Here is a 14,890-nt window from a genome sequence, read left to right as displayed (position 1 = left end):
CGGTCACGGGTCGGACAGGATGACCGCTCGCGACGCCAGGTGCAGCGCCAGCCGTTCGTCGGGCCGGGACAGGTCGACGCCCAGCAGCTGCTCGATCCGCGCGATCCGCGCCGCCACCGTGTTGCGGTGCACGCCGAGCACGGTCGCCGTCTCCGCGATCGACGACTCCGCGTCCAAATAGGACGCCAGCGTCCGCACCAGGTCCCCCGGCACCTCGCGCAGCGGCGCGACCAGTGCGCGGGCCGCGGGTTCGAACGTGTCCGTGCGGGTCCATTCGAGCAGCAGCTGGGCCATGCCGAGCTGGTCGACGTGCAGGAAGTGGCCCGTCTCGGGGCGGGTCGCAGCCAGGCGCGCGGCGTCGCTCGCCTCGGCGACCGTCGCGGCCAGGCCGTCCGGACGCGGGTGCGGCCGCCCGACGCCCATGTGCGCGCCCAGCCGCAACGCCCGGTGCGCGGCCTGCAGGCGGCTCGCCAGGGAGCGCACCCGCTCCGCCGTCGGCTCCTGGTCGAAGGTGACCCAGCCGGTCCAGCCGTCGCCGTGCTCGACCACCACCGCCTCGACGTCCTCCGCCCGCAGCGCCCGCACGACCTCCTGCGTGCGCGCGACGGTGTCGACCGCCGCGGGGACGCCGATGTGCAGCCCGACGTGCCAGCCGCCGAGCCGCCAGCCCGCGTCGGCGACGCGGCGGCGCAGGTCCGCGCCCGGTTCGGTGTCGAGGCGCAGCAGGTCGCCGAGCAACGCCGTGCGCGAACGCGCGTCGCGTTCCAGTTCGAGGCGGTTGGCGAGCAGCCAGCGCTGCACCGCCCCGGCCGCGACGGCGAGGGCGGGCGGGACGACGTCCGCGCGGGCGGCCTCGGTGCCCCGCAGCTCGACGGCCAGCCACACGGCCAGCGCGGGGTGCGCGAGCAGCACGCCGTCGTCGAGGGCGATCCGCTGCGGTACGGGTTCGCCGAGCCGGACACGCCCGGCTTCGCTGAGTTCGCCGGCCAGAGGCACGCCGCGGTCGTCGAGCACCGCGACCGGCGACCGCAACAGCCGCCGCAACACCGCGACGACCTCCTCGGGCGCCCGCGGCCGGTCCCCGAGCGCGCGGTGCGTAGCCAGGACGAGGTCGGCCCGCGCCAGCTCCGGCGCCGCGAGCAGCAACCGCGCCTCGACGACCAGATCCAGCGGCGACGCACGGGTGTTCAGCAGCGGCACGGCCAGCCGATCGGCCAGCAACCGCGACGCGGCGAGCGGTTCGACGCCCGGCAGCAGCACCCCGGTGGCCCCGGCATCGGCACACCGCCGCAGCAGGGCATCGATCTGCCAATCGGTCCCGGCAACCGGCCGCACGACGACGACCAGCTCGTCGGGCACCGGATCGTGGGAAGCGTCCAAAGTGGCCTGAACCGTCGCGAGTGGACGGTCAAGACCGGCGGCCCCGGCGACCAGCCGGACGTGCTCCGCCCAGCCGGGCGAGGCGAGCACCCGCCGCAAACTCATCGGCTCGCCTTCGCTTGGCACCCACACGGCTGCCACTGCTGCTGGCCGGTCCGGCTCGGCGACGCCGACACCCGCCGACGGCTCACCACACCGCGACCAATCCCACACCCGCCCGGCCGCCGCAAGCCAGCACAGCCCGGCGACACCGGCACCCGCCGCGGGCTCATCCGACATCCACCGGGTCGCAGTCGATGCCGTATGCCCGTGGTTGCAGTACCGGCAGCCTTCGTGGGTCGGTCCAGAAGGGGGCTGCCGCCAGCCTCACCACGTCTACCTCCACTCCGGTTCGGATCGCGTCGCACGTCACCGGGATGCCCGTTCGGTGGTCCAGTACCGACAGGACGTCCGGGGTGGACGCCACCGGGGCGCCGTCGCGCAGGGCCAGCAGGTACTCGTTCTCCATCTCCAGCCTCAGCAGCGAGCCGTCGTCGTGGTCGGCCAGTGTGACGCTGCCGCGGCCGAACCCGGGACTGCTCCGGCCGACGTGCCGCGCTACCTCCAGGACCCGGCCGCGGGCCAGGACCGAGCCGCGCAGGGCGGCGGCCAAGGCGGCGCGGGGCGGGCTCTCCCCCAGCGCCAGCACCCGGCGGCCCAGCGCCAGTGCGGCGCTCGTCGTGCCCGGTACCGAGCACGCGGCCAGCTCGCCGGCCGGGACGGGGGCCAGTGCGAATGCCGCCCAGCCGCCCGAACTGGCTACGAACGCCCGGGCGCCGCGCTCGACCATCGCGTCCGAGCCGGCTGCCAGCAGCATGACCTGGCCGCCCGGTTCGGCCAGCGCCGCGGGGGCGATGCCGCGGCCGGTCGCGGCGACCGCCAGCTGGTCCAGCCGGGGCAGGCCGCGGCCGGACAGGTCGGCGTCCACGTAGGACAACCCCAGCTCGCCGGCCACCACCAGCGGCATCAAGCCGTTGAGGCCGCCGATCTCGATCGACATCACCGCGTCGGCGCGCTCGCCGGTCCAGCGTTCGACCGCCGCCACCGCGGACGCGAACTCGTCGCCGCCCGGCAGTTTCTCGGTGAACGCCGCCGTCGCGCCGACCACGCCGACCGGGACCACGCGGGCCGCCGGCGGCAGGTCGGCCACCGGCCGCACGAGCGGCTCGTGCCCGCGCTCGAGTTGCCGCCGCAGCAGCACGGCGGCGGTGGCGGTGTCGCCGCCACCGCCGGACCCGAGCAGGGCGGCGCCGCGTTCGAGGGCGGGCACGTCACCGGCCGTGATGCGCATGGACGACCACATTAGCCGAGGTCAACGCAGCGCGTAGCCACCGTCGGGATACAGCGTCGACCCGGTCGTGTAGCTGTTGCCGAACAGGTACAGCACCGCGTCGGCCACTTCGGACTCGCGGCCGACGCGGTGCAGCAGCGTGTCGCGCGAGTACTGCGCGAAGCTCGCCTCCCGCACCGCCGCCGGCCGTCCGGCCCAGAGGTTGCCGTCGATCGTGCCCGGGGCGACGACGTTCACCCGGACCGGTGCCAGCTCCACCGCCAGCCCGCGCCCGAGGCCTTCGATCGCCGCGTTGCAGGCGACGTACGCGGGCGCCGCGCCCGATGGCCGGACGCTCGCCGCACCCGACATCAGCACGATCGACCCGTCGGGGGCCAGCCGAGGCGCCGCGTGCTTGACGGCGTGGTACTGGCCCCAGAACTTCGTCTCGAACGGGCTCGCCGCGTCCGCGTCGCTCAGCTCGCGCAGCGGTCCGACCACATAGGACGCGCCGGGCGTGAACAGGTGGTCCACGCGGTCGAGTGCGCCGAAGAACGCGGCCAGCGAGTCCTGGTCGGTGCTGTCGACGGCCTGCCAGGTGGCCCCGATCGCCGACGCCGCGTCGGCCAGTTTCCCCGGCGTGCGCCCGCCGAGGTGCACCTTGGCCCCGTCGAGAGCCGCTCGCCGGGCGACCTCCAAGCCGATGCCCGAGCCGCCGCCGATGATGACGACGGTCCGGTCTTCCAGCGTGCTCACGCGATCTCCTCGACGGGGGTGAAGGGGTAGGGCAGCCCGAACGCGCCCGGGCCGAACGTGTCCAGGGCCTCGGGCGTGCGCATCAGCGGCGGGGTCGAGATGCCGACCACCGTGACGCGCTGGCCGTACCGCAGGGTCTCGGTGGTGATCGGCTCGGCCGTCGACGCCTCCAGCACGCAGATCAGGTCCGGCACCACGCACCGCACCTCACCGTCCACGGTGGCCAGGAGGTTCTCGTTCTGGAACAGGATCTCCAGCTTGTGCGCGCCGTCGAACGACACCGCTGCCGCGCGTCCCCGCGCGAAGCCTTCCTCGGTCCGACGCTCCACATCGGACACCTTGCCGCGGAACAGCACACGCAGGTCCTGGTACGGCGTCTCGACCAGCGCGGTGGCCAGCCGCGACACCGGGTCTTCGTTGCGGTCACGCGCTTCCCGGATCGTCCGGCCCACGGTCAACGCCAGCGACAACGTCCGGGGCACGGCCGTCCGCTTGACGTCGGCGCCGCTCATCGCGTACTCGGCGATGTGCGCGACACCGCCGAGCCGGACGGTCACGCCGCGCGCCAGCCACTCCATCCGCCGGTTGTCGGGGCCGGTGTCGATCACCGCCGTCTCGCCGCGCTCGCCGCCGATGGCCATCGGCGATCCCTGGACGCCGTAGACGCCGAACGTCTCCATCTGCAGCTCGGGGAACGCGCGGCCCATGCCGTCGGCGTCGACCACGGGCAGTCCGAGCCGTGCGCCGACGAGCAGCGGGATCATCGAGTTGATCCCGCCGCACTCGATCGGCATGGTCGCGTCGGCGCGCCGGCCGAGGTGCTTCTCCAGCGTCCGCAACGCCAGCACGGGCTCGCCGCCGCTGGGCAGCTTCTCGTGCACCACGGTCGGCGCGCCCATCTGCGCGGTCGGGATGACCAGGGCGTCGTCGTCCACTTCGGACGGGTCGAGGACGGTGACCGGCCCGTGCGCGCGGATCGCCTCGCGCACCAGCAGCCGCCCGACGTACGGGTCGCCGCCCCCGCCGGTGCCGAGCACGGCAGCACCGCGGGCGAGGTCGGGCAGGTCCTCCTCGGTCAGGGTCCAGCTCACCCGGCCACCCCGATCGGGTCGATGTCGTAGCCGAAGTACCGCGGCCCGGCCAGCGCGAGGCCCTCCGGGGTGTGCCAGCGCGGGTCGGCGGGCGCGGCGATGACCGTGACGCGCTGGCCGTACCGCAGGCCTTCGGTCGTCACGGCCTCGCCGGACTCGCGTTCCAGCGTGCAGATCAGGTCGGGCACCGAGGCCTCGACGACGCCGTCGCGCTCGGCGACCAGGTGCTCGTTCTGGAACCGCAGCACCAGTTCCGCGCCGGTGTCACCGTCCATTCCGGACAGCCGGGCCTCGCCGCGGGCGAAGCCGGTGACCGTCCGGCGGGCGACGTCGACGACCTTGCCGCTGAACAGCCGCCGGCCACCGAGCCGGTCGACGACCCGGGATACAGGATCCACGTGCGCCTCCCGAGCCGCGCGCACCAGCGCCCCCAGTTCGGCGCACAGGCTGAGCGTCCCGGGCACGAGGGCCTCCCGGGCCTGCGCGCCGGACATGGCGTAGTTGCTGATCATCGCCGAGCAGCCCATGTCGATGGTCGCCGACCGGGCCAGCCGCTCGGCCCAGTGATTGTCGACGGTATCCAATATTCCACGGTTGCCCTTTTCGTCGGCAATGGACATCGGCGTCGCACGGATTCCATACAGTGTGGGAAGTACCATCTGCAGCTCCGGGAACGCGCGGCCCATGCCGTCGGCGTCGACCAGCGGCAGGCCCAGCTGCGCGGCCGCGACGACCGGGATCAGCGAGTTGACGCCGCCCGCCTCGGCGCACGCGATGTGCGTCAGCTCCTTGCCGAGGTACCCGGCGAGCGTCCGCGCGGCGAGGCCGACCTGCTCGGCCGACGGCAGTTTCTCGACCATCACGGTCGGCGCGCCCATCATCGCCACCGGCAGCACGACGGCGTCGTCGTCCAGGTCGGCCAGGGGAACCAGCGGCACCGGGCCGTCGGCCCGGATCGCCGCGGTGGCCAGCAGCCGGCCGATATAGGGGTCTCCCCCGCCGCCGGTGCCGAGGATCGCCGCGCCGCGCGCGATGTCGGCCAGATCGGTGAGAGTGATCTCGCGCATCACGCCCCCAGCTGCAGGTCGCCGACGGCCTTGACGCGGATGCGCGTGGCGTTGCCGGGCAGGTACGGGATGGGCACTTCGTCGAAGTCGACGATGCCGACCGACGCCGGCGACGCGCCCGCGGCGACCGCTCGGTCGATCGCCTCCTGCTTGGCTTCGTCCACAACGGACTCGCGGCGGCCGGGCTCGATCACGTAGACGCGGTCGACCTCACCGCCGATCTGCGCGATGGCCGCGCCGATGGCGTTGGCCACGGCGTAGTTCTCCGGCCGGTGCACCTCGCCGCACCCGGCCAGCTCGGCCGGCAGCAGCACCGAGCCGCCGCCGACCGCGACCACCGGCAACGGCTCGGCGGACGTCCGCATCCGTTCGACCACATCGGACACCTCGGCGGCGATCTTCTCCAGCGCGGAACGCACCAGCGCGCGGTCCAGGTGCGCGACCAGCGACGCGTCCCCGATGTCCGCGCGGCCCGCGGCGACCGCGATGTCGGTCGCGGTGAGCGTGTCGCCGCCGAAGACCAGGGCCTTCGACGTCAGCTCGTAGCCGACCGAGTCCGGGCCGACTGTGACGTTCCCGCGCACCCGGCTGCCGCCGCCGAGCCCGATCGACAGGACGTCCGGCATCCGGAAGTTGGTCCGGATCCCGGCGACGCTGACGTCCGTCGTCGCCTCCCGCGGAAAGCCTTGCCGCAGGACACCGACGTCCGACGTCGTGCCGCCGACGTCGACCACCGCGCAGGTGTCCAAACCGGACAGCACGGCGGCGCCGCGCATCGAGTTCGTCGGCCCCGACGCGAACGTCGCCACCGGGTAGCGGCGGGCGAAGTCGACGTCCATCAGCGTGCCGTCGTTCTGGCTCAGGTACAGCGGCGCGGTGATGCCCGCACCGGTGACCGACGCGGCCAAACCGTCGACGATGTGGGCGGCCAGCTCGCGCAGCGCCGCGTTGATCACCGTCGCGTTTTCCCTTTCCAGCAAACCGATCCGGCCGATCTCGTGGGACAGCGAGATCGCGACGTCCGGCAGCTGCGCGCTGATGATCTCCGCCGCGCGCGTCTCGAACTCGGCGTTGACCGGGGAGAAGACCGAGGTGATCGCGACGCTGCGCACCCTGGCCGCCCCCATGTCGTCGGCGGCCTTGCGCAGCTCGCTCTCGTCGAGCTCCGCGATGTGGCGGCCGTCGAACTCGTGTCCGCCGTGGACCAGGTAGCTGCGCCCCGACACGGCGTCGACGAGCCGCTGCGGCCAGTCGACCATCGGCGGCAGCGACGCGCCGGCCGGCAGGCTGAGCCGCACGGCCGCGGTCGGCGCGAGCCGGTGCGCCTCCACCAGGGCGTTGATGAAGTGCGTCGTGCCGATCATCACCGCCCGCACCGCCGCCGGGTCGAAGGCGCGTTGCCGCTGCAGGCCGTCGATCGCGGCGACGATGCCCGAGGTGACGTCCGCGGTCGTGCTGGTCTTGACCGAGGCGAGCACCTGCCGGCCGTCGAGCAGGACGGCGTCCGTGTTGGTGCCGCCGACGTCGATGCCGATGCGCACAGGGATTCTCCTTAGGCTGTCTGGACGGCGGGAGCGGCCTCGGCGGTCCGGCTGCTGCCGACCCCCCGTACCAGGCCGAGCTTCCCCGCGACGACGTACAGGACGAAGGCCACGACGAGCGAGTTGATGCTCGGCAGGCCCCATTCGACGAACTCCCCGAAGAGCGCCGCGGCGACCCAGACGACGAGCGTCGCGGGCACCCACAGCGGCGCGTCGTCGGGCACGGTGCCGCGGGCGCGGGCGCTTTCCAGGTCCCCGCGCCACTTCTTGACCACGAAGTACTCGGCGACCATGATCCCGGCGATCGGCGGGAACGCAACGCCCAGCACGGTGAGGAAGTCGGTGAACTTCGCCAGGATCCCGGCCGCGGCGAGCACGCTGCCGGCCAGGCCGAGCACCGCCGTGACGAGCCCGCGGTGGGCCTTGCGACCGGACACCGTGCCGATGAAGTTCACGACGCCGAGGCCGGAGGAGTACAGGTTCCAGTCGTTGATCTTCATCGTGCCCGCGATGACGATCAGCAGCCCGACCCAGCCGACCGACGACGTCACGATCGTGGTGATCCCGGCCGTGCCGATGGCGTGCGCGAGCAGCACGCCGGACAGGCCGATCACGTACTCGCCGAGGGTGATCCCGACGAGCGTCTGCTTGACGACGTCCGAAGTGGACCGGTTGAAGCGGGTCATGTCCGGGGTGATGACGGCGCCGACGATGAAGCCGCCCGCCACCAGGGTCGTGCCCTGCAACAGGCTCAGCGACGGCCCGGGCGGGGCCGAGGAGACGAGCGCGCCGAGGTCGTGGCGGGTCAGCTCCGAGACGACCGACCAGCCGACCAGGATCAGGAACGCCGGGACGGTCACGTACGCCGTCCAGGCCATGGAGTGGAAGCCGCGCACCACGATCGCGGTGACGAGCAGGCCGAACACGAGCGCCCAGCCCCACTCCGGCAGGCCGCCGATGAGCGCGACGAGCCCCTGCGCGGAGACCGCGGACTGGATGCCGAACCAGCCGATGAGGCTGATCCCGATGGCGAGCCCGATGAGCGCCGAACCGCCGCGGCCGAAACCGGTCCAGCGGGCGATCATGGACGTCGTCAGGCCCTCGCGGACGCCGATGACGCCGACGAGGATGGTGATGAGCTCGAGGATGACCGACCCGAGGGTGAAGGCCAGGACCGCCTGCCAGAAGCCCATCCCGAAGCCGACGGTGGCTCCGAGCAGGAACTGGGACAGGGCGGACACCTGGCCGAACCGCTGGACCGCGACCGACCACCACGAGTACCGGGCGTGGTCCGGCACTCTGGTCAGGGCATAGTCGTCGACACCGACTGTTGAGGCCACGCCGACCTCCTTCTCCGGGCTGGGGAACGGTTCCTCGCACCGTAAGCAGCCCTCCCGGAGACGTCACCGTGCGATGTGCACAGCCGGGCCGTCAGCGCTGTGCAGATCGCACGGTCAGCCCAGCGGGTCCAGCCCGGTCAGCGTGACGCTTTCCGCCCACAACCGCGCCGCTGAAGGATCTTCGGTCAGGTTCGCCCAGCGGGGTTCGAGCCGGGGGCGGCCGCGCAGGCCGAACGTCCGCGGGCCCCACAGCTGCCCGCCCGCGACGTCCGGGCCGAGCACCGCGCGGACGGCGGGGCGCGCGCCGGCGTCCTTGCCCTGCAGCAGCGCGCGGGCCGGCAGCCCGCGCAGCCACTGCCCGGCGGTGCGGACGTGCACCGGCGGCCGCGACGGCGTCAGCGAGTCGAGCGCGCCACCCGGGTGCGCGACGACGCTGAGCCGCTTCGAACCCGCGGCCCGCAGCCGCCGGTCGAGCTCCAGCGCGAACAGCATCTGGGCCAGCTTGGACCGCTCGTACGCGCGCTTCGGGTGGTAGTCGCGTTCGCTTTGGAGGTCGGCGAAGTCGAGGCTCGACGACTTCGCCGCGAAGCTGCCGGTGGTGACGATCCGGCCGTCCGGCGCGAGGTTCGGCAGCAGCCGCGCCACGAGGGCGAAGTGGCCGAGGTGGTTGGTGCCGAACATCATTTCGTGGCCGTCGGCCGTCTCGCGCCGCGGCGGCTCGTCGAGCATCACCCCGGCGTTGCAGACGAGGGCGTCGAGCGCGCCGACGGCGTTCACGACCGGTTCGAGCGACGCGAGATCGGCCAGGTCGAGCCGGACGTGGCGGATCTTCGCGCCCGAGACGTGCGAGCGGATCGAGGCGGCCGCCGCCTCGGCCTTCGCCGCGTCGCGGCTGCCGATGGTCACCTCCGCGCCCGCCGAGGCGAGCTGCTCGGCGGCGAAGTACCCGATGCCGGCATTGCCCCCGGTCACCAGCACGTGCATCGCGAATCCCCTCCGGGGCAGCATGCCAAGCTGTCTCCCGTGGACAACGCTACCGGGGACGAACCGGCCCGGGCGGGCTACCGCCGGTCGGCCGGCTCGCCGCGCGGGGAGGCCCGGCGCCGGGAACTGCTCGACAAGGTGACCGACGACGTCGCCGAGAACGGCCTCGTGGACTTCTCGCTCCGGCGTGCCGCGCGGGCGGCCGGGACGACGCACAAGGTGCTGCTCTACCACTTCGACGGCGCCGAAGACCTGCTCCGCCAGGCGGTCGTCACCCTGCGGGACCGCCGGATCGGCAACGCGCTGGCGGCGATCACGGCCGAGCCGGCCACGCTCAGCGCCCGCGTCCGGGCCGCGTGGCACAGCCTCCGCGACGAGGAGTCGCGGCTGCGGCGGGTGCTCGACCAGGCGATGGGCCTGGCGATGTACGACCCGGGCCGCTACGCCGCCCTCGGCCGGGGCGCGTCGCAGCAGTACCTGCCGGCGCTGGTGTCGTTCTGCCCGTCGCACTGGCCCGACCAGCGGAAACTCGAGGTCGCGGAGATGATCCTGGCGACCCTGCGCGGGTTCCTGGTGGACCTGCTGACCAGCGACGACGGCTCGGGCGCCGAAGCCGGGTTCCAGGCGCTGCTGCGCGCGGTCGAGCGGGAGGAAGCGGCTTCCTGAGTTCCTCGACAGTTTGCGAACCACGTGGTTCACTTCTGCGCAGGGGGACGTCACCGGGAGGCCGTCATGCAGGTCGAACTGTCCGCGGGAACCGTCGAGTACACCGACAGCGGCGGGCCGGGCCCGGTCGTCGTCCTGGTCCACGGCCTGCTGATGGACGGCTCGCTGTGGGACGGCCCGGTCGCGGACCTCGCCGCCGACCACCGGTGCGTCGTCCCGACGTTGCCGCTCGGCGCGCACCGGCACCCGGTGCGCGCGGACGCGGACCTGTCGCTGCCCGGGATCGCCCGCCTGCTGGGCGAATTCCTCGCGCGGCTGGACCTGCGGGACGTCACGCTGGTCGGCGTCGACACCGGCGGCGCGCTGGTCCAGCTGCTGATGGCGGACGGCGTGGCGCGCGTGAGCCGCGTGGTGCTCGGTTCGTGCGAGGCGTTCGACAACTTCCCGCCGGGCCTCACCGGCAAGACGGTCGTGACGTCCGGCAAGCTCTCGCCGCGGCTGTTCGGGCTGTTCATGCAGCAGATGCGCCTGCGCGCGGTGCGGCGGCTGCCGATCGCGTTCGGGTGGCTCACCAAGCGCGGCGACGCGACCACGGCGGGCTGGGTCCGGCCGATCCTGACGGACGCGGGAATCCGCCGTGACACCGTCCGCATGCTGCGCGCCGCGGGCGCCGACCCGGGCTTCCTGCGGGAGCCCACCGAGCGGCTGCCGGCGTTCGACCGGCCGGTGCTCGTCGTCTGGGCGAGCGAGGACCGCGTGATGCCGCCGGAGCACGGGAAACGGCTGGCGGCGTTGCTGCCCAAGGGAAAGCTCGTCGAAGTGGCCGACAGCTACACGCTGCTGCCCTTGGACCAACCGGCCGAGTTCGCCCGGCTGATCCGGGAGTTCACAACGCGCTGAGGCCCTGGAGGATGCGGTGCATCAGATCCAGGCTCGGCCGGTTGCCCGCGGTCATCCGGACGGTGTGCACGGCCACCAGGCCACGATCGGCGAGGTCCGACAGCAGAACCCGCGCCACCCCCAGCGGAATCCGGCGCAGCGCCGCGACTTCGGCGACCGACTGGGACGTCCGGAGCAGCGCGCAGATCTCCGATTCCTCCCGCGAGCTCCCCCGCACCACGGCCCGCCCCCGCGGGGTGGTCGAGACCAGTGTCTCGACGGGAAGATCCCGTGTCGGCCGCGTCCGGCCATGGGTGCGGAAGTACGGACGGACCATGCCCGCCCCGCCATCTTCGAGCACGGACCCCCACTGCACAGCCAGCTCCTCACTGCGATTAATCCTTGTCGGCGATTATTTGACCCGCTGATCGCCTCGGCCGCAATCGACCGAACAGAGCAACGCCGGAAAAAGCGCAGGTCAACGAGCCGTCGGCGGGGCGGTACTGCCCCGAAGGACTAGTCTTGTCCGCAAGATCGCCGGAGATGTCAGGATTTTTCCATCGGACAATCGCGCCAGGATCCGCTCGCCCGCACGCGCACCGAGCTCGGCCACCGGCTGGGCGACGGTGCTCAGGTCGAGCAGCTCGGCCAGGTCGTGGTCGTCGAACCCGAGCACCGAGACGTCGTCCGGCACCCGCAGCCCGGTCCGGCGCAGCGCCCGCAACGCGCCGAAGGCCATCTCGTCCGACGCGGCGAACACCGCGGTCGGCCGGCGAGGCAAGCCCAGCAGGGTGCCCATCGCCCGTTCCCCGCCGGCGACGGTGAACCCGCCGCCGGTCTCGAACGCGGCGTCCGGCGCACGGCCGTCTTCGCGGCACACCGCGTGGGAGATCTCGCGGTAGGCCGCCAGCCGGCGCAACGGCGTCGTGAACCCGAGCGGCACCGGGGCGTCCTCGCCGATGAACGCGATTTCGCGGTGGCCCAGCTGGACGAGGTGGCGCATCGCGGTCACCGCGGCGCCGTGGTCGTCGATCCCGACGGAGTCCGCGCCGGGCTCTTCGGTGCCGATCGTGACGAGCGGGACGTCGAGGCCCAGCAGCAGCTCGCGTTCGATCACCGAGAGCGGGAGCGACAGCACGAGCACCGCGTCGACGCGCCGGCGCAGCGGGAGACCGGCGAAGAACCGGGCGCGGCCCGTGTCGTCACCCAGGTTGTAGAGCAGCAAGCTGATCCCGGCCTCGCGCAGCACGCGTTCGACGCCGGCGATGAGACGCGCGAAGTACCAGCGGTCGACGTAGGGCACGATCACGCCGACCGTGCCGGTGCGTCCGGTGGCCAGGCTCGACGCGGCGGGCGAGATCGCGTAGCCGAGCTCCGCGGCGGCGGCCAGCACCCGCGTCCGCGTGCGCTCGGCGACCCCCGGCACGCCGCGCAAGGCCCGCGAGACGGTCGCCGCCGAGACCCCGGCGAGCCGGGCGACGTCGTCGAGCTTGTCCGGCATTTCCCTACCCCGGGTCTTGCAAGCGCTTGCAGTCCTTCACGGTTGGCGGATTGACACCCACCTCGATCGAGGATAATCATCGCTGCAAGCGCTTGCAATCAGCGTGGGCTGTCCGGCAAGGAGGCCGACATGCGCCAGATCCTTCCCGTCGTGGGCGCCGCGCTCCTGGCGAGCAGCGTGCTCGCCGCGTGCTCGGGGGCCGCGGGACTCACGATCAACCTCTACATCTCGCCGGAGGACCACCTCCAGACGGTGGTCGACAAGTGCACGCAGGAAGCCGGCGGCCGCTACAAGATCGTCTACAACAAGCTGCCGCGCGGCGCGGACGGCCAGCGCGAGCAGATGGTGCGCCGGCTCGCCGCGGGCGACACGTCGCTGGACGTGCTCGGCCTCGACGTCACCTGGGTGCCCGAGTTCGCCGAGGCGGGCTGGGCGCAGGAGTGGACCGGCGCCGACGCCGCGGCCGCCACCCGGGACGTGCTGCCCGGCCCGCTGGCGACGGCCAAGTGGAACGGAAAGCTCTACGGCGCCACGAAGAACACCAACGTGCAGCTGCTCTGGTACGACGACCGGATCACGCCGTCGCCGCCCAGGACGTTCGACCAGCTGATGGACCAGGCCCAGCAGCTGAAGGCGGCCGGGAAGCCGTACCAGGTCGTGTTCACCGGCGCGCAGTACGAAGGCCTGGTCGTCTTCTACAACACGCTGGTGGCGTCGGCGGGCGGGCACATCCTGTCCGACGACGGCAAGTCCGTGGTGATGGACGACGGCGCGGTGAAGGCTCTCGAGCTGCTCAAGAAGCTGACCACCGCGGGGATCACCGATCCGTCGCTGACGAACCAGAAGGAAGACGAGATCCGCCAGGCGTTCCAGCGCGGCCAGGCGGCGACCGAGCTGAACTGGCCGTTCGTGTACGCCTCCTACGCCAAGGAAAAGCCGCAGGAGCTGAGCCACTTCAAGTGGACGCGCTACCCGTCGGTCGTCGCCGGACAACCCAGCCGGGTCACCATCGGCGGCTTCAACCTGGCCGTGAGCACGTACTCGCAGCACAAGCCGGAAGCGTTCGAAGCGGCGCTGTGCCTGCGCAACGCGTCGAGCCAGAAGTACCAGGCCCTGGTCGACGGCATCCCGCCGAGCCTGGCGTCGATCTACCGCGACACGGCCCCGCTCGACGCGGCGAAACCGGGTGACCCGAAGGAAAACCCGACGATGGCCGACCAGTACCCGATGAAGGGCGACATCCAGGCGGCGCTGACGGACGCGGCGGTCCGCCCCCTCACCCCGGCGTACCAGAACCTGTCGACGGTGATCTCGAAGGTGCTCTCACCCCCGGCGGAAATCGACGTCCAGGCCACGGCGCACGAACTGCGCGAGCGCCTGGCGGACGCGCTGGCGTCGCGAGGCATCATCCCGTAGCAACCCGGATGGGGCGGGGAACGGTGAGACTTGGCCCCGTTCCCCGCCCTCTACCGCGATCACCAGGCGACGAGGCAGAACGGGTGCCCGGCCGGGTCGGCGAAGACCCGGAACCGCTCGCCACCCTTCAGCGGCGTCGCCCCGAGCGCCAGCACCTGCTCCTGGGCGACGTCGAGGTCCTCGACGCGCACGTCGAAGTGCATCTGCTGCGGCGGATCCCCGTCGGGCCAAGCGGGAGCGCGCGACCCGGGCACCCGCGCGAAGGCGACCCCCGGCCGGTCCGGAGCGTCACCGATGACGACGAAGTCCGCGCCGTCCTGCACGCGAACCATGCCGAGCAGCTCCTGGTAGAAGGCCGCGAGGGCGGCCGGGTCAGGACAGTCGAGGACGAGGCCGTGCCAGGTTCCGATCACGCGGGCCATCATGCCCGCGGGGTCCGACAAAACCGGCACGTTCGTGTGCCGCTCAGAGCCAGATGGGTCTCTTGTTCATGAACTATCCAGGCGGTCAATGGGCCTGGGGGCGTTCCTGGGCGCACTGCCTCTGACCTGCTCTTTTGCGTTGGGTCCGGTCGCGTCCGGCCCTGTCTGGACGTCTGACGGCCTGTAGACGGCCTGGCTCCTCGCTGCCCCTGTGCCTGTCTGGCCTGGTGGCAGACCTCCCCGTCTTCCTCGTCCCCGCCGCCGTTAGCGCCGGAGGGCCGGTGTCAAGGGTGGGCGCTTGCGTCCATCGCGCAGCGACGCCGCAGGCGCCCTTGATGGCGGTCGGCCGGTGTTAAAAGATCGCCGACGAGGGAGCGGTTCACCCGATCGTGGCGCTGAACGGCGTAACACTGATCGACTCGACGGCGTCTCTGGCCGTATGGGGACGAGTGGATCAACCGGCTCCCGGCGGCGCGCGTACGCGGCCGGCCCTCCGGCGGGCCGCCCGGCGACCGGCGGCCGAAGCGGAGCGGCAGGC

14 protein-coding genes are annotated in these 14,890 nt (G+C 72.7%); 3 read left to right on the top strand and 11 right to left on the bottom strand.

Going from position 1 to position 14,890, the window contains the following annotated elements:
* Positions 1-3: 3 nt before the first annotated feature.
* From OG570_RS28065 to OG570_RS28030, 8 genes are all read right to left on the bottom strand, one after another.
* Complete coding sequence (locus tag OG570_RS28065) at positions 4-1,485, bottom strand: helix-turn-helix domain-containing protein (protein WP_326952172.1); 1,482 nt, start codon at positions 1,483-1,485, stop codon at positions 4-6.
* A 163-nt stretch (positions 1,486-1,648) separates the two neighbouring features.
* A complete protein-coding gene (locus OG570_RS28060) occupies positions 1,649-2,710 on the bottom strand; it encodes a DUF917 domain-containing protein (RefSeq protein ID WP_326952171.1) in 1,062 nt (353 codons plus the stop codon).
* Between the two features lie 21 nt (positions 2,711-2,731).
* Complete coding sequence (locus OG570_RS28055) at positions 2,732-3,445, bottom strand: SDR family oxidoreductase (RefSeq protein WP_326952170.1); 714 nt, start codon at positions 3,443-3,445, stop codon at positions 2,732-2,734.
* The gene (locus tag OG570_RS28050; RefSeq protein WP_326952169.1) at positions 3,442-4,536 is read right to left on the bottom strand and encodes a DUF917 domain-containing protein; all 1,095 of its coding nucleotides are present in this window, start codon (positions 4,534-4,536) and stop codon (positions 3,442-3,444) included. The genes OG570_RS28055 and OG570_RS28050 overlap by 4 nt, the downstream gene beginning before the upstream one ends.
* On the bottom strand, positions 4,533-5,603 hold the full coding sequence (locus OG570_RS28045; RefSeq protein WP_326960180.1) for a DUF917 domain-containing protein: 1,071 nt from the start codon (positions 5,601-5,603) through the stop codon (positions 4,533-4,535). Before OG570_RS28045 ends, OG570_RS28050 begins: the two co-directional genes overlap by 4 nt.
* Entirely contained in the window at positions 5,603-7,144 is a 1,542-nt protein-coding gene (locus OG570_RS28040; RefSeq protein ID WP_326952168.1) for a hydantoinase/oxoprolinase family protein, read from the bottom strand. The genes OG570_RS28045 and OG570_RS28040 overlap by 1 nt, the downstream gene beginning before the upstream one ends.
* Positions 7,145-7,155: 11 nt before the next feature.
* Complete coding sequence (locus OG570_RS28035; protein ID WP_326952167.1) at positions 7,156-8,484, bottom strand: purine-cytosine permease family protein; 1,329 nt, start codon at positions 8,482-8,484, stop codon at positions 7,156-7,158.
* Between the two features lie 114 nt (positions 8,485-8,598).
* Positions 8,599-9,468, bottom strand: a complete 870-nt coding sequence (locus OG570_RS28030) for an SDR family NAD(P)-dependent oxidoreductase (protein WP_326952166.1) — start codon at positions 9,466-9,468, stop codon at positions 8,599-8,601.
* A 39-nt stretch (positions 9,469-9,507) separates the two neighbouring features.
* On the opposite strand from OG570_RS28030, the gene OG570_RS28025 reads away from it, so the two are divergent.
* Together OG570_RS28025 and OG570_RS28020 are read left to right on the top strand one after the other, a co-directional pair.
* Complete coding sequence (locus OG570_RS28025; protein WP_326952165.1) at positions 9,508-10,134, top strand: TetR/AcrR family transcriptional regulator; 627 nt, start codon at positions 9,508-9,510, stop codon at positions 10,132-10,134.
* A 66-nt stretch (positions 10,135-10,200) separates the two neighbouring features.
* Positions 10,201-11,034, top strand: coding sequence for an alpha/beta fold hydrolase (locus tag OG570_RS28020; protein WP_326952164.1), 834 nt, complete (start codon positions 10,201-10,203; stop codon positions 11,032-11,034).
* Here the strand turns inward: OG570_RS28020 and OG570_RS28015 are convergent.
* Positions 11,021-11,389 carry a DUF742 domain-containing protein gene (locus OG570_RS28015; RefSeq protein WP_247053754.1) on the bottom strand — a complete coding sequence of 123 codons (369 nt, stop codon included), beginning with the start codon at positions 11,387-11,389 and terminating at the stop codon, positions 11,021-11,023. The two genes, OG570_RS28020 and OG570_RS28015, sit on opposite strands and share 14 nt — an antisense overlap.
* 102 nt (positions 11,390-11,491) lie before the next feature.
* Complete coding sequence (locus OG570_RS28010) at positions 11,492-12,514, bottom strand: LacI family DNA-binding transcriptional regulator (protein ID WP_326952163.1); 1,023 nt, start codon at positions 12,512-12,514, stop codon at positions 11,492-11,494.
* A 129-nt stretch (positions 12,515-12,643) separates the two neighbouring features.
* On the opposite strand from OG570_RS28010, the gene OG570_RS28005 reads away from it, so the two are divergent.
* Complete coding sequence (locus OG570_RS28005) at positions 12,644-13,930, top strand: ABC transporter substrate-binding protein (RefSeq protein WP_326952162.1); 1,287 nt, start codon at positions 12,644-12,646, stop codon at positions 13,928-13,930.
* A 59-nt stretch (positions 13,931-13,989) separates the two neighbouring features.
* On the opposite strand, the gene OG570_RS28000 is transcribed toward OG570_RS28005, so the two are convergent.
* A complete protein-coding gene (locus OG570_RS28000; protein WP_326952161.1) occupies positions 13,990-14,343 on the bottom strand; it encodes a VOC family protein in 354 nt (117 codons plus the stop codon).
* Between the last annotated feature and the right edge of the window lie 547 nt (positions 14,344-14,890).

It is taken from the genome of Amycolatopsis sp. NBC_01286, from assembly GCF_035982555.1.
Taxonomy (GTDB): domain Bacteria; phylum Actinomycetota; class Actinomycetes; order Mycobacteriales; family Pseudonocardiaceae; genus Amycolatopsis.
The sequence above is the reverse complement of the archived record's forward strand: the minus strand, read 5'-3'. Positions and strand labels throughout refer to the sequence as shown.

Excerpts from the sequence above, each read along its gene's own strand:
- OG570_RS28060 (WP_326952171.1), bottom strand. The coding sequence starts at position 2,710 with ATGCGCATCACGGCCGGTGACGTGCCCGCCCTCGAACGCGGCGCCGCC.
- OG570_RS28065 (WP_326952172.1), bottom strand. The coding sequence starts at position 1,485 with ATGAGTTTGCGGCGGGTGCTCGCCTCGCCCGGCTGGGCGGAGCACGTC.
- OG570_RS28005 (WP_326952162.1), top strand. The coding sequence starts at position 12,644 with ATGCGCCAGATCCTTCCCGTCGTGGGCGCCGCGCTCCTGGCGAGCAGC.
- OG570_RS28045 (WP_326960180.1), bottom strand. The coding sequence starts at position 5,603 with ATGCGCGAGATCACTCTCACCGATCTGGCCGACATCGCGCGCGGCGCG.
- OG570_RS28020 (WP_326952164.1), top strand. The coding sequence starts at position 10,201 with ATGCAGGTCGAACTGTCCGCGGGAACCGTCGAGTACACCGACAGCGGC.
- OG570_RS28010 (WP_326952163.1), bottom strand. The coding sequence starts at position 12,514 with ATGCCGGACAAGCTCGACGACGTCGCCCGGCTCGCCGGGGTCTCGGCG.
- OG570_RS28030 (WP_326952166.1), bottom strand. The coding sequence starts at position 9,468 with ATGCACGTGCTGGTGACCGGGGGCAATGCCGGCATCGGGTACTTCGCC.